At 54.8% G+C, this 20020-nt stretch carries 21 protein-coding genes and 1 riboswitch; of the genes, 9 read left to right on the top strand and 12 right to left on the bottom strand.

The features are described 5' to 3' along the window. Positions 1-43 precede the first annotated feature (43 nt). The 3 genes from QLQ17_RS14125 (at position 44) to QLQ17_RS14115 (ending at position 2396) form a co-directional block, all read left to right on the top strand. Positions 44-1570, top strand: coding sequence for a P-loop NTPase family protein (locus tag QLQ17_RS14125; protein WP_283210253.1), 1527 nt, complete (start codon positions 44-46; stop codon positions 1568-1570). A gap of 107 nt (positions 1571-1677) precedes the next feature. Then, positions 1678-2010, top strand: a complete 333-nt coding sequence (locus tag QLQ17_RS14120; RefSeq protein ID WP_283210252.1) for a YnfA family protein — start codon at positions 1678-1680, stop codon at positions 2008-2010. A gap of 5 nt (positions 2011-2015) precedes the next feature. Next, positions 2016-2396, top strand: coding sequence for a cupin domain-containing protein (locus QLQ17_RS14115; protein ID WP_283210251.1), 381 nt, complete (start codon positions 2016-2018; stop codon positions 2394-2396). A gap of 30 nt (positions 2397-2426) precedes the next feature. On the opposite strand, the gene QLQ17_RS14110 is transcribed toward QLQ17_RS14115, so the two are convergent. The 3 genes from QLQ17_RS14110 to QLQ17_RS14100 form a co-directional block, all read right to left on the bottom strand. Continuing rightward, positions 2427-2564 (bottom strand): hypothetical protein, encoded by a 138-nt coding sequence (locus QLQ17_RS14110; protein ID WP_283210250.1) that lies wholly within the window; start codon positions 2562-2564, stop codon positions 2427-2429. A gap of 197 nt (positions 2565-2761) precedes the next feature. Next, positions 2762-2995, bottom strand: a complete 234-nt coding sequence (locus QLQ17_RS14105; protein ID WP_283210249.1) for a hypothetical protein — start codon at positions 2993-2995, stop codon at positions 2762-2764. 132 nt (positions 2996-3127) lie between these two features. After that, entirely contained in the window at positions 3128-3268 is a 141-nt protein-coding gene (locus QLQ17_RS14100; RefSeq protein WP_283210248.1) for a hypothetical protein, read from the bottom strand. A 265-nt stretch (positions 3269-3533) separates the two neighbouring features. On the opposite strand from QLQ17_RS14100, the gene QLQ17_RS14095 reads away from it, so the two are divergent. Further along, positions 3534-3695, top strand: a complete 162-nt coding sequence (locus QLQ17_RS14095) for a PFL_1563 family small protein (protein WP_283210247.1) — start codon at positions 3534-3536, stop codon at positions 3693-3695. Positions 3696-3732: 37 nt separating this feature from the next. Here QLQ17_RS14095 and QLQ17_RS14090 read toward each other — a convergent pair whose 3' ends face one another. After that, a complete protein-coding gene (locus QLQ17_RS14090; protein ID WP_283210246.1) occupies positions 3733-4287 on the bottom strand; it encodes a nucleoside 2-deoxyribosyltransferase in 555 nt (184 codons plus the stop codon). 138 nt (positions 4288-4425) lie between these two features. On the opposite strand from QLQ17_RS14090, the gene QLQ17_RS14085 reads away from it, so the two are divergent. Beyond that, complete coding sequence (locus QLQ17_RS14085; RefSeq protein WP_283210245.1) at positions 4426-4914, top strand: MOSC domain-containing protein; 489 nt, start codon at positions 4426-4428, stop codon at positions 4912-4914. A 4-nt stretch (positions 4915-4918) separates the two neighbouring features. On the opposite strand, the gene QLQ17_RS14080 is transcribed toward QLQ17_RS14085, so the two are convergent. Both QLQ17_RS14080 and QLQ17_RS14075 read right to left on the bottom strand, forming a co-directional pair. Beyond that, positions 4919-6316: a fibronectin type III domain-containing protein gene (locus QLQ17_RS14080; protein ID WP_283210244.1), complete on the bottom strand. Its 1398-nt coding sequence runs from the start codon at positions 6314-6316 to the stop codon at positions 4919-4921. Positions 6317-6756: 440 nt separating this feature from the next. Further along, positions 6757-6978, bottom strand: coding sequence for a GDCCVxC domain-containing (seleno)protein (locus QLQ17_RS14075; protein ID WP_283210243.1), 222 nt, complete (start codon positions 6976-6978; stop codon positions 6757-6759). Between the two features lie 162 nt (positions 6979-7140). On the opposite strand from QLQ17_RS14075, the gene QLQ17_RS14070 reads away from it, so the two are divergent. Together QLQ17_RS14070 and QLQ17_RS14065 are read left to right on the top strand one after the other, a co-directional pair. Further along, entirely contained in the window at positions 7141-7875 is a 735-nt protein-coding gene (locus QLQ17_RS14070; RefSeq protein WP_283210242.1) for a substrate-binding periplasmic protein, read from the top strand. A 105-nt stretch (positions 7876-7980) separates the two neighbouring features. Beyond that, positions 7981-9507: a methyl-accepting chemotaxis protein gene (locus QLQ17_RS14065; protein ID WP_283210241.1), complete on the top strand. Its 1527-nt coding sequence runs from the start codon at positions 7981-7983 to the stop codon at positions 9505-9507. A gap of 39 nt (positions 9508-9546) precedes the next feature. Here the strand turns inward: QLQ17_RS14065 and QLQ17_RS14060 are convergent, their stop codons facing one another. Continuing rightward, positions 9547-10608: a ribonucleotide-diphosphate reductase subunit beta gene (locus QLQ17_RS14060; RefSeq protein WP_283210240.1), complete on the bottom strand. Its 1062-nt coding sequence runs from the start codon at positions 10606-10608 to the stop codon at positions 9547-9549. A 27-nt stretch (positions 10609-10635) separates the two neighbouring features. Beyond that, entirely contained in the window at positions 10636-13437 is a 2802-nt protein-coding gene (locus QLQ17_RS14055; protein WP_283210239.1) for a ribonucleoside-diphosphate reductase subunit alpha, read from the bottom strand. Between the two features lie 147 nt (positions 13438-13584). Further along, positions 13585-13778: riboswitch (cobalamin riboswitch) on the bottom strand. Between the two features lie 240 nt (positions 13779-14018). Here QLQ17_RS14055 and QLQ17_RS14050 point away from each other — a divergent pair. Together QLQ17_RS14050 and QLQ17_RS14045 are read left to right on the top strand one after the other, a co-directional pair. Then, complete coding sequence (locus tag QLQ17_RS14050) at positions 14019-14438, top strand: universal stress protein (RefSeq protein ID WP_283210238.1); 420 nt, start codon at positions 14019-14021, stop codon at positions 14436-14438. 96 nt (positions 14439-14534) lie between these two features. Beyond that, positions 14535-15383, top strand: a complete 849-nt coding sequence (locus tag QLQ17_RS14045; RefSeq protein ID WP_283210237.1) for a substrate-binding periplasmic protein — start codon at positions 14535-14537, stop codon at positions 15381-15383. On the opposite strand, the gene ybiA is transcribed toward QLQ17_RS14045, so the two are convergent. The 4 genes from ybiA to QLQ17_RS14025 form a co-directional block, all read right to left on the bottom strand. After that, positions 15380-15850 (bottom strand): riboflavin biosynthesis intermediates N-glycosidase, encoded by a 471-nt coding sequence (ybiA, locus tag QLQ17_RS14040; protein WP_283210236.1) that lies wholly within the window; start codon positions 15848-15850, stop codon positions 15380-15382. The two genes, QLQ17_RS14045 and ybiA, sit on opposite strands and share 4 nt — an antisense overlap. Positions 15851-15928: 78 nt before the next feature. Next, positions 15929-17824: a sensor domain-containing diguanylate cyclase gene (locus QLQ17_RS14035; protein WP_283210235.1), complete on the bottom strand. Its 1896-nt coding sequence runs from the start codon at positions 17822-17824 to the stop codon at positions 15929-15931. Between the two features lie 172 nt (positions 17825-17996). Continuing rightward, positions 17997-18899, bottom strand: a complete 903-nt coding sequence (mmsB, locus tag QLQ17_RS14030; RefSeq protein WP_283210234.1) for a 3-hydroxyisobutyrate dehydrogenase — start codon at positions 18897-18899, stop codon at positions 17997-17999. 33 nt (positions 18900-18932) lie between these two features. Beyond that, positions 18933-20015 (bottom strand): enoyl-CoA hydratase/isomerase family protein, encoded by a 1083-nt coding sequence (locus tag QLQ17_RS14025; RefSeq protein WP_283210233.1) that lies wholly within the window; start codon positions 20013-20015, stop codon positions 18933-18935. Positions 20016-20020 lie beyond the last annotated feature (5 nt).

Raw genomic sequence — 20020 nt, 5'->3', positions numbered from 1 at the left:
AGGCCTAAAGTTATCAGAAAACTGCCGCTTTTAAGGATTTTTAGTGACTGAAGAAATGTTGATCCCAATAACATACGAAGAAATGTCTGAGGAACTAAAGAATGAGATTCCAAAATTAACTCAGATTGTCCAACCAGTTATCAGCGTCGAAAACGACATCAGCATTATACTATCGAGCATAAAGCAATCTGGAAACGTAATTTTCTTTTTAGGTAAATCAGGAATAGGAAAGTCAACCTTCATTGACTCATTAAAATGGCGAAGCCATATTGTTAAGAGGTCGGTTATAAATATTGACTCTTCAGATCTAGTTCCAGAAAAAGGTCTGAACGGTTTATTTTTAGAAATAAAGAAAATATCGGAAAGTGCATCCAGAGAAGCTGACAATGGCCCCACAATCATAGTTATCGATTATCTCGAGAGCATTGAAGATCAGCCAGAAACCCAAATAAAATCATTCTTCAGAAACCTTAATGGACTTGTTAGAAAAAGCCCAATTCTCATTATATGGCCAGTGACTCTTGAGGAAGATGCAAGACTTATGATTGATGTCGCAAATAAAATTGCGACTACGCTATTCTACGAAGGCAAGGAAATTTTATACTTTGATGGTCCGGAAGAAAACAAATTCATTGATATCGCTAAACGGACAATAACCACAATAAATAATGGCAAAGAACCTTCGGAGTTCGGATTAACTAATGACGTTTTCACTGAGGTTTTTTCGAAATTTGAAAAACTATCACAGGCACAACGTTCAATTCGAAGATTTTTGCAACTAATTAAGTCCAACTGGGAGCTTCAATCTGGCCATCTTGAAAAAATAAAACATAAAATCCCGAAACCGATAGAAGTGTGGCTTTGCTTTCCCTACAAAAGCGCGGAAAGTGTAATATCTCAATTTTCTAGGAAAGGTCAAAGTGTCGAAGAAACCTGGACACCAATACATGACAAATTTTATGAATATATTCCTGACAGTCAAAGAAGTGCCGTCTGGAATGCCACAAGATTGCAGTTTGCTTTATACGGCTACATAAAAACGAGGATTATGTTTTTACCGACTAACGCCCTAATTTCATCGGTTTACGCATACTCGAATAACAGCGCTGTTACCAATATCATCTCTAAACATACTCCCCCAACACATTGGCAGAAAAAAACGAATTCGAGGAAATTTTTGTCTTCTTCTCCAATTGTTAAACAAGCTCTGGGTGAGAAGTATCAGGTCGGTATGAGGAAAGGTGGCCCAGCGGCAAGAGCGCTGGAGATCGCAGAGCCCATCTATAAAGATCTCAATTTGCATATCACCTCTTCCGGAGGATCTGACAAAAATCTCAACAAACCACTCGCAGCCGCAATAGCTGACGTTATCGGGTTCAACGTCCACACAGAGACCCGGCACCCCTGGCTCTCCAATGTTTATCCCGATATTTGGATTGATTTTCCTGATAAAACCGTAAGCATCGAAATGCACTACACGGATGATGACTCACCTTACAAGATCGCAGATTACGTACTGAAAAAACTTAACACCTATATGGCTCAAATTGAGGAAATAACTAATTCTTAGGTTGATGAAAACCTAAATAGCAAACGAGAGACAACGCGTTCCAGGGCGCGTTGCTTTTCAAATAGCCGTGCACTGTCGCACAAACCCTTTCTGAAAGAGAAGTTCCTTTGCCCGAACTAAAAACCCTCGGTTTATTCCTCGCCACCGCCCTGACCGAAATTGTCGGTTGCTACCTCCCCTACCTCTGGCTTCGGGATGGCAAAACCATCTGGTTGTTGGTGCCAGGTGCGCTAAGCCTGGCTGCATTCGCGTGGTTGCTGTCGCTGCACCCCACGGCGGCGGGCCGGGTGTATGCGGCATATGGGGGCGTGTATATTTTTATGGCCATTCTCTGGCTGTGGGCGGTGGACGGTGTTCGTCCCACTACCTGGGATCTGGTTGGGTCTGCCGTGGCGTTGGTGGGCATGGGGATCATTATGTTTGCGCCACGAGGTACTTGAATCCCATGCAATCCCCCGTCTATCACTACGATCCGTCGAGCGAGTTCTACCTGGGCGAGAACTGCTACATCACCGAACTGCTGAACACCGATGCCGATTCAGACGTGTCGATAGCCCGCGCCCGGGTGTTGCCGGCGCAGACCACCCGCTGGCACAGCCTGACCGGTACGGTGGAGCGGTATGTGATTCTGGAAGGAGAGGGCCTGGTGGAAGTCGGCGACCAGCCGCCGACACATGTTAAGCCCGGCGATACGGTGCTGATTCCCGCCGAGTGCCCGCAGCGGATCGCCAACGTGTCTTCAGAAGATCTGGTCTTTCTCGCGGTGTGTTCACCGAGGTTTCGCCCGGAAAACTATTGCGATCTTGAAGCGCAGCCATCGGGATGACGGAGCCCTGCTGTCAGCGCCGTGCTGCTTTTACCCGGCGATCCACGGCAAGGATGCGATCACGCCCATACAGGTGACAAACGGGGCGGTGACGACAAAGGCCTGCTGCAGTGATTTGGCGGGGTCGGCAGCCAGGCTGCTGTGATTGCTCTGGTTGGTGTGTCTCATTCCTGTAACTCCCTAAAAGCTCGGTGATTTGCGACGGATCAAGGCGTCTTGAATCTGTAAGTGGGAATAGGTACGCACAGAATTGCAAAAAGTGCTCTGTTGCTTGGGTTTTCTTCAAAATCGAACCGGAGGTCTGATGAAAGCTGCCACCTACGGCGCCCCATAGACGGACCTCCCTGTCCATCCTTGGGTCGCTTTCACGCCTTGAGCAATTGCTTCAGCTTTTCCTGCTCTTCAGTCCAGAGACTATCGAGCAGCCGAGTGCAACGCTGTTTCAGTTCGGGGTCTTCACTGGTAAAAGCTTCTTTCAATAGCTTCTCCAAATCGGAATCGCCACTGATCTTGTAGTGGCTACCCAGGGTTCGTTTCAGATAGGTATTAATGGATGCCAAATGAAACATGGCAGATTGGGTAAAATTGATGCGCTCCATCTTGATCTCCGGATGTCAGATAAAAGAAAGCGTGAAGCACAGCGATCCCTCCAGCAGCCAATGGCTACCCGCCTCACTTATTTGCACAAATTAAGTGCCCTATAACGTTGCTTTGCTCCAGGACAGAACGTATCAGCCGGCAATCCAGGGCAGTGCGCCAATCAAGCTCATGCACAGAAGAAACGGTGTGAGGATGACGGCCGCCTCAGAGGCATGCTTCTGAGAAATAGCGGAAGGGGGGAAAGAACGATCTGGCAAACGTGCGCTTTTCATCACAATAACTCCTGAAAACAGAAACTTATCCAATTTAAGGCCCTGCAATTTGTTCACAGGACACATCATAAAAAGGGACTGTTACGTTGTTATTGTCTTGGTCCTACCGGCGCGATCCGGGGAATTCAGACTCAAGTCCGAAAGGCCACCCCCGTTACCAGCACTTTAATCAATGCAGCATCCGTGCCGGTGCCAGTCGAAAGCAAATCATTCCGACAATTTTTACCCATACGGGTTACTATCAGGTGTCGACAAGGAGAAAAGTATGAGTAAGAAACCTGCGCAAGCCACATTGACTCGATCTGCCATCGAAGAACAGACAGCTGCTTTTCTGAAAGCTGGCGGAACCATTGAAGTGGTCGGAAAAGGAAGGAGCGGACAGGGCGCCGCTGACGGCCCCAAAAAGCTGACCACCAAAGCCCGCTAGTGGCGAGATGGCGGGCTAAAGCTACTTTGATCGGCAATCACTGGAATTTGCGGCCCGCCATCAGCGACACACAACGAGCAAACGTTTCACTGTCGAAATAGCCCACGGATTGCCCGCCCCGGGCAACGACCAGCTCACCGCCACAGTCGGCCAGCGCGCCTTCAATCATCAGATTGTCGCTCAGGTCGAAGTCCTCAATGACATGCCCGCACTCATCCACCGAGGCGCCACCGGCTCGTTCAACATAGCTTCGGCGATCCATCGTGAAACCGATGGCGGATTTGCCCTGGCCAATCATGTAGCCAACTTCAAACACCGTTCCAGGGTCGGCGCTGACTCCGCGGAAAGGGGTCAGGTTTGCGATAAGTCCATCGCAAGTATCCATCAGCGCCTTGTTGGCGCGAAATATCTGAAAGCCCTGCTCACGCTTTGATTGAATGGCATCCAACTCCAGCTCCGAATCCAGCGGATCCACCCCCTCCATGCCTGCATCGGCCAGCAGCCTCTTCTTTTCTGCCACGATGGCGCGATGTTCAGCCGCCGGAAAGAACACTTCTGGGCCGGCAAGGTAAATGCGTTTGGGGTGTGACATGACGTTGGCCTTGGGATCAGTCTGGCGGTTCAGATTACCAGAGAATCCCCGCTTCTTGGCGCTATACTGATGGCGGCAAGATTTACTGTTAGATTGTGGTCGGCAAAAGCCGCCAGCTCAGATGCACCAGGAGTAACCATGTCCGAAAAAACCAGCCTGCAAACCCTGTTGGACACACTTCCCCAGGCTGGTGAATTGCAATGGATCGGCATACGCCCTGCCCGGGGCGAGCCTGTGGAAGCCATTGAGCGAGCCTCGATCGCGCCGGGCGCCGGCATTGAGGGCGACCGTTTTAAAGGTAAGGCCCAGAGCAAACGGCAGGTAACCTTGATTCAGCAGGAGCATTTGCCTGTTATTGCGTCTTGCGTGCACCGGGAATTTCTGGACCCGGCGTTGGTAAGGCGTAACCTGGTGGTGTCTGGCATCAACCTGTTAGCCCTCAAAGGCAAGCAATTCCGGGTAGGCTCGGCACTGTTGGAGTACACCGGGCTTTGCCACCCGTGCAGCAAGATGGAAACGGTGCTTGGCCCCGGTGGCTACAATGCCATGCGGGGCCATGGAGGGATTACGGCGCGGGTACTGGAGGCCGGAGAAGCTTCCGTTGGGGATACCGTTCGCGCCGTTTGATCCATCAGATCTGCTTAGTTACCAACTCGGACAATGCACTGCGACGACCATCGGTATCGAGAGTACGAATCGCGAAGTACCAGGTGCCGGCAGTCAGTTCGTCGATCATCAGTTCGTCCACCGACGAATCACCAATCGCCAGGCTTTGATCCAGAGTATCCGCGCTGGTGCCATAGACCACCTCGTATCCTGCAATTTCACTCAGTGCCAGGCTATCGCCATCCTCTCTTGTCAGCGGGGCCGTCCAGCTGAGCAGCGCAGCATTGTCCGGCAAAGTTGAGGTTGGGTCCGAGGTGTCGGTGGTACCCGTAGTGTCGGTGGTATCCGTGGTGTCAGTCGTATCCGTAGTGTCAGTGGTATCCGTAGTGTCAGTCGTATCAGTAGTGTCGGTGGTATCAGTAGTGTCGGTGGTATCAGTCGTATCAGTACTGTCAGTAGTGTCAGTGGTATCTGTGGTATTTGTGGTGTCAGTAGTATCAGTGGTATCTGTGCCAGAGTCTGTCGTACTGCCATCGCCTTCGGTGGTCACATCGGCAAGGGTTTTAAAGCGCTGAACGTTACGATACTCCACCACAACCAGTTTCTGACTGATAACGCTGGAATCCACCATCATCTGCAGATCCGATGCCTGAACCGCAGCGGCCGAAATCAGGTCTGCCAGGGCAACGTTGGTGCCATCACCAAGAATCGAGATTTGGCCCGTTGTACTCACCTGTGAGGCCGCATCCGCGACGACTTCCGAAATGTCGTTCCACAGCGCATTGTCATTCACCAGCGCAAGAAACGCTGCATTGGCAATGGCTACCTGTAATGCGTCGGCACTCACGTTGGTCTGCTCGTCCAGGCGCGTCAGGTCCGGAATTGGGAGACGCAGAGCACCCGGCGCCAGACCAAACCATTCCTCTACGGTGGTATAAGCACTCGCCAAAGCATCCGGAGATAGACCTGTGGGGCCGCGCTCGGCGATCACGGTTGCCAGATGAGTGAGAGGGGTCAGGTTGACGTTACCCAGCCCCAGATCTCCAGCACCGCGCAGAGAAAAATTGGCGTCGAGCGTCATCGGCTGGCCAAAAGCAACGGCTTGAGCGCCAGCCTGCTGGCAAGCTGGAACCACGTCGCAGATCATACGAGTGGCGCTGTCAGACGTCAGCGTTACCAACGCCCAGTCATCCGCATTCCCGCGCAAACGAAAGCTATAGCTGCCATCGCTGGCGGTTCTTTCTTCTTTAGCCGCCTGACGATGCGGGCCATAATAACCGGTGTTGTCGGCCACCAACAGATTTGGCGTGACGATGCCCTGTTGAATGACACCTTTCATGGCCGCGCCCGCAAGCTCAACGAGAGGTTGATCAGAACCTGTGTTTTGCACCTGAGCGTTGCTGTCTTCAGAAGATGTTTCCATACCGCAGCCCGAAAGCAGGACCAGCGCCAAAGAGATAAGCAGTCCGTGCTTCGATTTTTTTTTGCCGCAATATGTCATGATTTTGCACCAATTTTTTGACGAATTTGAGTGCATGGTACAGCGTCATGAAAAGGTCGAATGTGAAAAGTTCAGGATTTTCGGGGATAAAAACGTCAGGAATTTGGCACTTACGAAGGGAAATGAAGGGCCACGGAATGTTACGTACAGCGGCGTGCGCACATCGTCATCAACTCGCTGTTTCTTGGCCTGTTTGATTATTTTATGTCGCCATACATTACATATTGGGAAAGCAGGGTTGATTTGATGTGGTTACAAAATTAAACGGTGAAAAACTGGCAGATAGCTCTTTACGCAACTAACGACAAGCGATAGGCGACGGGAGATTGTCGATACAACGGAGCAGGCAGAAAGACGACTGGCTACGAGGCAGGGGCACAACAACCAGATCCTTGCTGAATTGGTGGGCAAGGTACTGTGCCGAAAGAACAAAAAACACAGCAGTCTCCGTGCCTGGGCTTCAGCAAAACATGACAGGACTCACACTCGTAGTAATACTGGCATGCGTCGGTGGGCATGGTTTCCGTCTTTTGGTGGCCACAGCCTGGGCATTTGATCGTCGATTCCAAAACTAGATCGACCATAATCTTGCTCCCCTGCAAAGTGCGAATTTGACCAAGCCCTCATTGAACCATACTCAACACAGAAATGAATGTGGGAATCTTGGCCCGGCCGGTAAAGTTGATTTTCAAGCTAAAAAGCTGTGCTACGCTTAAAAATCATCCGTAGATTAAGGCTGAATTCGCATGAAGAAGTTCCTCCGTCTGAGTTTTTTCTCGGTTGTTGTTTTGTTGGCATCCACAGTCTCTCGAGCCGACACGCTCTATCTGACGTCGTTAGAATGGCCACCCTACTCGGGTGCCGATTTGACTTCCCAGGGTGCCTCGGTGGCCGTGGCCAAGGCTGCCCTGGAAGCCATGGGCCATGAATTAGTGGTGGAGTTCTACCCCTGGTCGCGCGCGGTGGCACTGGCAACAGACAATGACAAGTACGCGGGTTATTTCCCCGAGTATTTTTATGAATCTGACGATTTCCTGTTTTCCGACCCCATGGGACAGGGGCCGCTGGGCTTTGTCGAGGCAGTCGACAATCCGGTCGAGTGGGACAGCATGGCAGACCTTACCGATGATCGTATCGGTGTGGTTCAGGGCTATGTGAATACCGCGGAGCTGGACCAGATGGTCGCCGATGGCGAGATCTCCGCTCAGGCCGTCACCTCAGACTCTCTAAACGTGTTGAAAGTGGCGGGTGGTCGAATCGATATGGCTGTTATCGACAGCAACGTCCTCGACTACCTTCTCAAGAACGATCCCAAGGTCAAGTCAGCTGTTGGCAAAGTACAGATGAACGACAAGCTCCTGGTGGAAAAAGACCTCTACATTGCTTTCAAAAACAATGCCGAAGGAAAGAAATGGCGGGATATTTTCAATGAGGGCCTGACCAAAATCGATATCGAATCTGTCATGGCCGACCATATGTGAAAGCGTGGCTCAGCGGTTACTTCGGCTGGATAACCGGCGTAACGGTTCAAGTTCAGGGATGAACAGCCGACTCTTTTGTAAAGGGTTAACGTGCCGGGGTTTGATATGAAAATGCCAACCGTCCATTCGCTCTCCTTGCGATTCAATTTATGGGCTGTCTCGATCATCATGCTGTTGCTGGTGGTCAGTTCTTACATCGACTACCGAACCAACGCCAATCAGTGGCGACAGTCGGTGGAAACTCAGTTGGCCGAAACCGGCACCTTTATCGAATTATCACTGCCGCCAGCGCTGTGGAATTACCAGACCGAAACAGTACAGCGAGTGCTCAGTGCCACGGTCGAAAGCCAGGTAATCAACGCGGTCTATGTGGTTGAAAGCGGTAGCCTGAGCTACGGCCTGCGTCAGACCGACGAGGGCGCCCAACCAGCCGAATCTTTGCCCGACACTTCTTCCTTGACCGAAATGCCGCTCTTTTTCGAGGAAGCCGGCGAGGACCCCATCGCATTCGTCTACATGGAACCGAACAATGAGTTTCTGGAAGAGAAACTCAGCAGTGTTGTGCAGTTGTCAGTAGCGCGAACACTGGCTCTGGGGCTGGTATTGGCCGTCTTGATCTACATTCTGCTGCGGCTGCTGGTGAAGAAACCAATTGTGAAACTGAAAGACGCCATGAGGGACATCGCCCAGGGTGAAGGCGACCTCACCAGACGACTATCGGTGAACCAACACAACGAAATCGGTCAGTTGGTCGACTATTTCAATCAGTTCATGGACAAGCTCCAATCGTCGATGAAAGCTGTCGGAGAGGTGTCCGCCGAGGTCGAACAATCCGTCGTCAAACTCGAAGAGTCCTTCAACGCCAGCCGGGACCTGGTATCCGACCAGACTTCCGAGATCGACTCCATTGCAACGGCTGTCACCGAAAGCACCACGGCCAGTCAGGAAGTTTCGCAGAATGCCCAGGCCACATCGTCTGCTGCAGAGGATGCGTACAGCAGCGCCGAGAGTAGTCGTGACGCGATGCAACACACTGTTAGCGCGATCCAATCACTGGCCAGTCAGATCGACGAAACATCCGAGGCCATGGCCTCACTCCAGGGAGACGTCGACAGCATCACCGAGATCATGAGCGTCATTCGCGGCATCGCGGAGCAAACCAACCTGCTTGCTCTGAATGCCGCCATTGAAGCCGCCCGGGCCGGCGAGCAAGGCCGCGGCTTCGCTGTCGTCGCCGACGAAGTTCGTTCGCTGGCGGCGAAGACTCAGGAAAGCACTGCGGAGATCGGTGAAAAGATCGAGCGCTTGAAAACCAGTGCTGAACGAGGGGTTGCCCTGTCGGAATCCGGCCGGGAATCCAGCCAGGCCAGCGTCTCCAGTGTCGAGGAAGCGCAGTCTTCATTGAAAGTAGTGTTCGATTCGATCAGCCAGATCAATGACATGTCGACCCAAATCGCCACGGCCGTTGAAGAGCAGTCACAGGTCAGCCAGGAAATCAGCGAGAACATCAATCGCCTGTCCGACCTCGCCCAGCAAGCCAGCGAACAGGTCGACCACGCATCCGCCTACAGCCAAGACGTCAACGATCAGACCCGTTCGTTGAACCACCACCTTTCCGGCTTCAAATGGTGATGGCCTTGTTAGGCGGACCGAACTTTAATTAATCAGCGCTTACCACTCCAGCTGCGCGCCGGTCTGATATTCGATCACCCGGGTTTCGAAGAAGTTCTTCTCCTTGCGCATGGTGGCTTGTTCGTCCAGCCAGGGAGAGACGTTCTTCGCGCCCGGGAAGGGCTCGTCCAGGCCCACTGTGCGTGCGCGGCGGTTGGCGATAAAGCGGAACTGTTCCCGGTGGTATTCCGCTGAATAGCCCAGAATCGGATCGCGCAAAATGTAATTGGCGTAGTCGTTCTCGGCTGCTTCCGCCTCGTCCCACATGTCCCGCAACGCTTTGGGGTCCAGGGTGATGTTTTCTTCCTCGAAGATCTGGTTGCACACCTTCAGGCCGAAGGAGAAGTGCATGGCCTCGTCCCGCAGGATGTACTGCAACTGCTCCCCGGTGCCGCGCATCAGGCCCCGGCGTTGCAACGCAAAGATCGGGCTGAAGCCGTTATAGAACCAGGCGCCTTCGAAGATGGCCGCGAAGAACAGGTAAGACATCACGAATTCCTGCAGGTCGTCGCGGTTGCGCAGGTTGATGTCCGGGCGCATGGCCGCGTCCAGGCGTCGATTGGCTAGCTGGATTTTGCGGTTGATCTGCGGCACCACCCGGTAGCGGTTGTAGATCTCGCTCTGGTCCAGGTTGAGGGTTTCGATGCAGTGCTGGTAGGCCCAGGTGTGCATGGATTCCTCGTAGACCTGTCGGGCCTGGTAGATCTGCAGTTCCGGCGCACTCATTTTCTCCATCACCGCCAGCCCGATGTTGCGCATGGCCAGGATGTCGGCGGTGGTCAGGTAGGCCAGCACGTTTTCGTACACGTGCTTTTCCGCCGCGTTCAGGCGATGGTGGTAGTCGTGAATGTCCTGGGACATGTTCACGTCCAGCGGCGTCCAGTGGTTTTTGTTGGCGTTCATGAAGTACTCCCACGCCCAGGGATACTTGAACGGCGCCAGTTGGTTGATGTCGGTGTCGCCGTTGACCACGCGCTTGTCGTCCACGTTAACCGGCTGGGGGCCGCTGGTGGCGACCGCCTCTTGAGTGGTTACTTTGGGTTCGTCGTCCCAGTTCAGCATGGTTATCTCTCCGCAAGTCGTTGTGGGTTATTGGCAGGCTTCGCAATCGGGCTCGTCGATGGAGCACACTTTCGGCGCAGGCGCGGCTACTGGAGTGGCTTTCTCAGCACCGGTGGCGCCCAGCGAACGCAGGTAGTAGGTGGTTTTCAGGCCACGCTCCCAAGCCAACTGATAGAGCTCATCCAGCTTGCGGCCCGACGGCTCGGCCATGTACAGGTTCAGGCTCTGGGCCTGGTCCAGCCATTTCTGGCGGCGGGCGGCCGCTTCCACCAGCCAACGGGCGTCCATCTCGAACGCGGTGGCGTAGCGGGCCTTTATGCGATCGGGAATGCAGTCAATCTGCTGAACCGAGCCGTCGAAATACTTCAGGTCATTGACCATCACGTTGTCCCACAGGCCCTCGGCTTTCAGGTCCGCCACCAGGGACGGGTTGATCACCGTGAACTCACCCGACAGGTTCGATTTGACGAAGAGGTTCTGATACGCAGGCTCGATGGATTGGCTGACGCCCACGATGTTGGAGATGGTGGCTGTCGGGGCAATGGCCATCACGTTGGAGTTGCGGATGCCGTGTTCGCGGATCAGGTCTCGCACCGGCGCCCAATCCAGCCGGGTGTCGGTGTTTACACTCAGATCACCGTCGCGGCGCGCCGCTTTCAGGTTGTTCAGGGAATCAATGGGCAGAATGCCCTGGTGCCACAACGAGCCTTCATAGCTTTCATAAGCACCACGCTCTTTGGCGAGCAGGGCGGACGTACGCAGGGCGAAGTAGCTGACTTGCTCCATGGCCAGATCGGCAAACTCCACTGCCTCCGGGCTGGCGTAGGCGTGGCCCAGGCGATAGAGCGCGTCCTGAAAGCCCATGATACCCAGGCCAACGGGCCGATGGCGGGCGTTGGAATCGCGCGCCTGAGGCACGGCGTAATAGTTGATGTCGATGACGTTATCCAGCATGCGGACCGCCGTGGTCACCGTCTGCTCCAGGCGCTGCACGTCCAGTTCGCCGTTGTGGATATGGGCCGCCAGATTGATCGACCCCAGGTTGCACACAGCGATCTCATCGGCGCTGGTGTTCAGGGTGATTTCGGTACACAGGTTGGACGAATGCACCACACCCCGATGCTGCTGGGGCGAGCGCAGGTTGCAGGGGTCCTTGAAGGTGATCCACGGATGGCCGGTTTCAAACAGCACGGTCAGCATCTTGCGCCAGAGCTGTTTGGCAGAGATTTTTTTGGACAGCTTGATCTCGCCGCGCTCGGCCATGGCTTCGTATTCTTCATAGCGAGTGCGGAATTCGTTGCCGTAAAGGTCGTGCAGATCTGCCACGTCACTCGGTGAGAACAGCGTCCAGTCCTTGTCTTCCCGCATCCGCTCAATCAACAGGTCCGGCACCCAGTTGGCGGTGTTCATGTCGTGGGTGCGGCGGCGCTCATCGCCGGTGTTCTTGCGCAACTCCAGGAACTCTTCAATGTCCAGGTGCCAGCTTTCCAGATAGGCACACACCGCGCCTTTGCGTTTGCCGCCCTGATTCACCGCCACCGCGGTGTCGTTAACCACCTTCAGGAAGGGAACCACTCCCTGACTGCGGCCATTGGTGCCTTTGATGTGAGCACCCAGCGAGCGCACCGGGGTCCAGTCATTACCCAGCCCGCCCGCCCATTTGGACAGCAGCGCGTTATCTTTGATGGCCCCGTATATGCCACCAAGGTCGTCCGGCACGGTCGTCAGATAGCAGGAAGACAGCTGGGAATGCAGGGTGCCACTGTTGAACAGCGTGGGCGTGGACGCCATGTAGTCGAACGATGACAGCAGGCGGTAGAACTCGATGGCGCGTTCGTTGGGGTTGTCCTCTCGCAGGGCCAATCCCATGGCGACGCGCATGAAGAACACCTGCGGCAGCTCCAGACGGGTGTCGTTCAGGTGAATAAAATAGCGATCGTACAGGGTCTGAAGGCCCAGGAAGCTGAACTGAAGATCCTGCTCGGGCTTAAGCTCCGCCCCCAGGCGATCCAGATCAAAAGCGCCCAGTTGCGAGTCCAGCAAGTCGTTTTCAATACCAAGGCTGATGAACGCCGACAACGCCTGTGGGTAGATGTCCGCCAGCGGCTGGTTCAGCGGCAGATCCAGTGCCCGGCCCGCTTCCAGACGCAGTTGCTCCAGCAACAGGCGCGCGGTCACTTCGCTGTAGTTCGGTTCCTGCTCAATACGGCCGCGTGCGGTCATGATCAGGGCATTCAGTACGTCTTTTTCCGGGATGCCGTCATAAAGGTTGCGCACAGCATCGTCGACGATGCTGTCTGGAGCCACGTCTTCCAGCCCGGCGCAGGCCTGCTCTACCTGATACTTCATCATGCCCAGATCCAGCGGCGTGTTCTGACCATCGGTCAGGGTGACTTTCAGATGCGGGTGTTCCTCAACCGGAGCCAGGCGGGCGCGTTCCTGGGCATGGGCTTCGCGATACAGCACATAGGCTCGGGCTACCTTGTGCTCTTCGGCCCGCATCAGGGCCAGCTCTACCTGGTCCTGGATGTCTTCGATGTGTACGTTGCCGCCCGCCTGCAGCCGACGGTTCAAGGCTGACACGACGCGATCGCAAACCCGTTTCACGCTATCGTGGATGCGAGCAGAGCCGGCGGCCTGCTCGCCTTCCACGGCCAGAAAGGCCTTGGTGATCGCCACACTGATTTTGCTGGCGTCAAAATCGACCAGTTGGCCGTTGCGTTTGATGACTCGCAGTTTTGATGAAAGCTGTGATGAGAGCTGTGATGAATGCTGAGAAGAAGACTGAGGCGGTGCCCCAACAGACGAGAGGGCCGAAGCGGTGTCCATGATTGCAAACTCCTGAATGCGCGTTGTCGTTATTGCCTTCGCGCACGCAGGACGGCAGGGAGGGCAACCGGGGCCGGTTGCGATGCCGTTTGCTGCTCACCCTGAGTCGCGAAGGTGCAGTCGAGTGGCCTCCCCTTCACATCAAGGTGGAGCCACACGTCCCTGGCAGGTCTTCGGACTCAGGGGTGTGAGCAAGCTGCTCGCCTCGCGTGACGACTTCCCGGCGTTTGCCAGTGTCATCGTGTCACGCTCGTGCCCCAATACCGCTGCGCGTCAGTTCCGGATTCTAACCGGATTCCCGTAGAAAGCTTGAGCTTCCCGACACCACTCTGTTACTTCATCGAAATAACTATATGTGGTGCTTAACCAAGGATACGATCACTATATACAGTAATATTCAGGTGATCAAGGTGACCAACGTAATTCGTCGGCTCAAGGCGGAGCGGCCCTTTTTCAGGCCAGGTAGCCAGCAGGATACTTGCCCATACGAATCCAGCCGGGATCTTTGACGAAAGCCGGATTCATTGCCAGTCTTAAGGTATGGAACACATGATTCCTCAACCTGGATAAGGAGCGACATCATGTACAGCAAAATACTTGTTCCAGTCGACCTGGCCCACACCGATCAGATGAGCAAAGCGCTCGACACGGCCATTGATATCGCCAAGCATTACGGTGCTACGTTGTTCTACGTGTCTGTCACCAACACCACACCCTCAAGCGTCTCCCACAACCCATCGGAACTCGCTGATAAATTGCAGGAGTTTGCCGATGAGCAGGGCAAGATCCACGGCGTGGACACAGACATCGAAGTCATTTCAGCGACCGATACGGCCGTGGAACTCACCGACCGCTTGGTGAAGATGATTCACGACTCGAATGCGGATCTGGTGGTGATGGCCTCGCACAAGCCGGGGATAGGAGACAGGTTGCACATCCTGCATTCCAATGCAGCGAACATCGTGAAAAACAGCGACGTATCGGTATTTGTCGTGCGGTGAGACTACTATTCGCGAAGGTGATACGCCTCGCCCTTTAGCCCTGCCAGAAAGTTGCTGCTGGATCTGGCCATTTTGCTCTGGTCGGCGCAAACTTAAATGAGTGGGCAAAAGGCCCCATTGAGGGATGAGTCTGCAATGGCATTGTCGATTCAACGAGGCATCCGATCTGCGCTATTGGTCGCCCTGATCATCTCGGGATTATCCCTTTCCGCGTTCGCAGACGACGAACCTGACGAAAGGCCGCTGGTCTTCTGCAACAGTCATTGGCCGCCCTTCAGCTACGGCGGGCCCAGCGGCGAAGCCCTGGGTGGATACGCGGTCAGATTTTTACAGGAAATCTCCGCCCGCACTCAGATTCCCATGGATTTGAAAATCCTGCCCTGGAGACGCTGTCTGTTCTTTGCACGACAAGGCGAAGTGGATGGCATCATGATGCTGACTCGCAACCGTGAGCGAGAGGCATTCCTGACGATGACCAATGCACTGCTCTCCGACAGCAATTTGTTGTGGTATCGCAAAGACAGCGAGTTTGTTGCCGACCGGTTGAGCTTCGAGGATCTGCAGGGGATGACCATCGGGCTGACCAGCGGTTTCAACTACGGGGACGCGTTTGCCAGGGCAAGTGAACAGCTCGGGCTGGACACCGAAGAGTCACCCACGATTCTCAGCAACTTCAGAAAGCTGGATTTGGGCCGAGTCGATGTATTTTTGGTGAACAAAGTGGTTGCAGAGTATTCGCTGAAAGCGGACCCACTCCTTCGGGCGCGCTTCACCCTGCGCCAGGGGCCTTTTCCACCGGTCGGCTTCCACATTGGCCTTGCAAAAAATGGCCAGGGCATTCGCCATCTGAAGGCTTTCAACGACGCCATTTCCGACATGGCGGCGCTGGGGGTCATCGAAACTATCCTCAACGAGGATCCCCTGCCAAGTGCGAGCGGCTCCTAGGCTCGTTCCTCGCGCAGCTTGGCCCGCACTTTCATCAGCACGCGTCCGTAGGCGTTTTCGCCTCTCCGGTCGCGGCCGCAGCCCCAAAAGTAGTCAAAATTGCTGTTCTCTACGATTTTCTGATCTCCAGTGGCCAGCAGTTCTTCGGCCAGATCGGGATGGGTACGGCAGCGCGTATACACCGCCCGCGTCATCACGGTTTCACGGACTTTTTTCCAGTCTTTACGCAGGCTGCGGTGGCGCTTTCGGCCCAGTTTACGGGCCTGCTGTGGTGATTCCGCGTTGCGGACCTTTTCCTGCTGGTCATCGTCGGTGAACTTCATACCCTGAAAATAATGCTCTACCGTCGGCCAGGTCTTGCCATCCAGCCTGAAGCTCAATGGTGCATGGGTGCCAAACCGGTTGTCAGGGTCAGAACGGGAGAGAAACAGGTCGTTTTCGCCGCTGTCTTCAGGAAAAAGGGCCATGGTTACTATCGCTATGTGTCGTAAAGTGCCAGTGTAACCAAACCCCAGGTCCAGATCACTGGCGATAGGCAATAGGCCTTATTCGCTTACTGCATTGTTCCGGTCGTCATAAATGACCAACCGGTTTCGGCCTGCATTCTTTGCCTCATACATCGCGCTGTCTGCCATCGACACGGTCTGGTCGAAACTGCCGCCCTGCCAGGTGGCAATGCCGATCGAAACAGTCACGTGAAGCTCGTTGCCCGAATAGGACACCCGGCACTCGGCGACGCTTTTCCGAATTTTATCGCCCATGGCATACAGGTTTACCTGCTCAGAGTCATAGACAAGCACCATGAACTCCTCTCCACCCCAGCGGCCAAAACTGTCAACTTTACGGATGGTGCTTTGAACCGCCCTGGCAAAGGCTTTCAGGATGAGGTCTCCTGCTTCGTGACCATAGCGATCATTGAATCGTTTGAAATGGTCAATATCGAGCAGCATGACTGAGAAGGCACCACCCGATCGAGAGCAGCGCAATACCTCCAGATGGCCACGACTGATCAGATTGCGGCGATTATAGACACCGGTCAGCTCATCCGTAAGCGCGAGCCGTTCCAGGGTACGGTTGGCTTCTGAGAGCTCCCGGGTCCGCAAGTTCACTTTGTCTTCCAACGTTTCTTTTGCAACCTGGAGCTTGTCGAGCAGCGTCTTTAACTGATTCCGTTGCTCGACTTCCCGGGAAACGTCGCTCAGAATTCCCACGAAATAGGACGGCCTGCCACGCCAATCCGGAATAGGGTTGATCGCCAGGCTATTCCAAAACATGGTTCCATCCTTCTTGAAATTACGCACCATGACTCTTACCGGCTTGTTGCGCAGGATCGCCTCTTTGACTTGTCTGAGCTCGGGCTGATCCGGCTCATTGCGGTTCAGGAAACGGCAGTTTTTTCCCAGAATTTCATCCTCTTTGTAGCCGGTCATCTTCAAGAAACTCTTGTTACAGTAGATGATCGGCTGATCCTGTTCAGCTCTGGTAATCAACACGCCCTCGCTTGTAGCTTCAACGGCGCTTCTGTAGAGCAACACACTTCCGCTTTTTCGCCGATTCTGCGTCACAAAGGCGGCAGCGAAGAGCACAATAACGGTGAAAAGCACAATTATTTCCTGGAGCAGCATGGCAGCAGACTCTGGTGAGCCTTGCAAGAACGGAATATGGCCTTGTGCCGAGGCAATTGCCGAGTACACCACGACCGTAGCCGTCAGCAAGGAGCCGGGCAACGGGCCCAGGCGCACGGCTGCCCAGAAGGGCGCCAGCATAACCAGCAGCGGCGCCAGGGTAAGGATTTCACGGGCACGGATGTCGACAGAAAAAACAACAAAACAGGTAAGCAATGTGATTACCGCCAACCCCGCCCACTCCAGGTTTCCGGCGGCACGATATCGGGAATCAGGCAAGTAGGTCTTTGCATTCATCAGCATATGCAGCGCCGGGGTCAGAGCGATCAGACCGGTTGCATCACCAAACCACCAGATCCGCCACAGGACCAGGAAAGGTGTCGACTCATCAAGAACGAAGGTATAGATGGAGGCGCCCGCCATGGCGACAACAGGAGAAGCGACAAAGAACGCAATAATAATGAAAAGAGCCAGCTCACGCGGCTCCCCCCAGTCCGGACGGACACGCTCACTGACACTAAAGCGCCGGATCACCAGGGCCGCAATCGCGCACTCTGCAACATTGACCAACCCGAACAACAAAGCCGCATGAACCGGAAAGGCGGTGTAGTCGGCCAGCAACTCTGCCAGCACCACTATCACTCCCAGCCCCGGCCAAAGCCGCTTTGGCAGAGTGAGAAAAGCGGCCAGCAAAACCGCATTAGGTGGCCAGAAAACCACGATACCGGAAGGCAGGCTGAGAAGGTGCACGCCAACCAGCGCAAAAGCATAGTAGAGGAAGCCAACACCCAGGCTGACCAGCGCAGACCAAAGCATGAGCAACTCCTTCGCACACGCTTGATTGAAAGACCGGAAACTATTTCTGGCTTTTGTCTGAGTCAGTCTTCCCAGCCATACAGGAGCGAACAAAAATTAAACAACGCCGCTCACTTTCACTATAGTCTTTGTCAGGTAACCCCTGCAACTCTGTGGCTCAGGGCTACATACCCTAGACTGGCTCCTCATCGTCTGGTCGATAGAAGCGCTGGATACTGGAAAAATCCAGCTGACCATTGCCCCGCGCCGCGTGAAATTCGAAAAGATTCCGCGCCAGGGCACCCATCGGAACGGGGGAATGGTTCGCCGTTGCATTTTCCATGGCAAGACCAAGATCCTTGGTCATCAGATTCACCAGAAAGCCACCGGCATAATCCCGCGAGGCAGGCACGCCTTCCATCACCCCGGGCCAGGGGTTGTAACCGTTAAGCACCCAGTTACCGCCCGAGCTCTGCTGCATGATTTCAGACAGCACGGCCGGATCGAGACCATTCTTCACGCCCAGGGCCAGTGCTTCGCTGGTGCCCGCCATCTGAATCGCCAGCAGCATGTTGTTGCAGATTTTGGCGATCTGCCCGGCGCCACTCGGCCCGGCATGAAAGATGTTTTTACCCATGTCCTGCAGAATCGGCTGGGCACGCTCAAACGCGTCGGGGCCTCCGCCACAGATAAAGGTCAGCGCACCCGACTTGGCACCTGCCACCCCGCCAGACACCGGGGCATCCAAGAAAACAATTTCTGCGGAGCGCGCGGCGTCGGCGACACCCCGCGAGGTTTCGGGCGAAATGGTCGAAGAATCAATCACCAGCGTCCCTGCCGGCAGGTGAGCCAGCAGACCGTTTTCGCCAAGGTAGACCGTCTCCACGTGCTGACCCGCGGGCAACATGGAAATCACGACCTGAGCGTCCTTGACCGCTTCCAACACCGACTCGGCCGTTTTTGCGCCCTCATCCACCAGAACCTTGACGGCAGATTCGGACAGATCAAAAACGGTCAGGTCATGACCGGCTTTAAGCAAATTGCTGGCCATGGGGCCACCCATGTTACCCAGACCAATAAAGGTAATGGTCGCCATGTCTGTTCTCCTTGTTGTTATTCGCCAGGCTTTCTAGCCGGTGAAAAATTCGTCGATCCACTGCGGGTCCACCTGCTCAAGGCCGGGAAAACGCCAGCGGGGTTTCAGGTCTTTATCAATCAGCAATGCGCGCACGCCTTCGGCAAACTCCCCCAGCACCAGGCTGCGGCGTGACATCTGCAACTCCTGATCAAACACCTCAGCCAGGCTGAGCCGGGGGCTGCGGTGATAATGTCGCCAATGCAGGGCAAGCGAGGTGGGCGACGCCTTCGCAACGGTTTTGACGGCTTTGATCAGCCAGTCGTCATCGCCTGCGTAGGCAGCCAGGTTGTCTACCACCTCGACCAGTGAATCACCGTCAGTCATCGTCTGGATAACGTCAAAATGCGCTCTCACCGGCGACGCAGCTTGTTGCGCCTGGCCACCGCGTTCGAATCGTCGCAATACCTGGTTGACGCCAGCATGGGCGTCCTGTCGCAAATCTTTCACCAGCAGGGCGCTCTGCACGCTGGCCCTCTGTTCGTGGGGAATGAAACGGTCCGCCAGCCCCACAAACAGCGCGTCGGCGGCGTTCATCCGCACACCTGTGAGGCCCAGGAATAAACCCACCCGACCGGGCATTCGGTTCAGGAACCAGCCGGCACCCACATCCGGATACAGACCTATGCCCACTTCCGGCATCGCCAGTTTCGAATGTTCAGTAACGACCCGGTGCGAGCCGCCCACCATCAGGCCAAGGCCACCTCCCATAACAATGCCATTTCCCCAGACCACAATCGGCTTGGGGAAGGTATGAATCAGATAATCGAGCTGGTACTCCTCCTCGAAAAACTGCTGGCCTTCACTCTTGGATTCACCCGGCTGACCGGATTCGGTCATCGACCGGTACAGCGCCACGATATCGCCACCGGCACAAAAGGCCTTATTGCCCTCACCTTCCAGCCAAACCGCCGCGACCTGATCATCCTGCGCCCACTGTTCCAGCTGTGACTGAAGACGGCGGATCATATCCAGAGACAACGCATTCATTGACGGAGCGGCATTCAGCCGCGCCACACCCAGGATCCAACCGTTGTGTCCCGGTATCTCATCAAACACCACAGATTCATCAGACATCGTTT

This window comes from Marinobacter sp. CHS3-4 (assembly GCF_030053415.1).
In the GTDB taxonomy this organism is placed as follows: Bacteria; Pseudomonadota; Gammaproteobacteria; order Pseudomonadales; family Oleiphilaceae; genus Marinobacter.
This window is presented reverse-complemented; position numbering and strand designations above follow the sequence as displayed.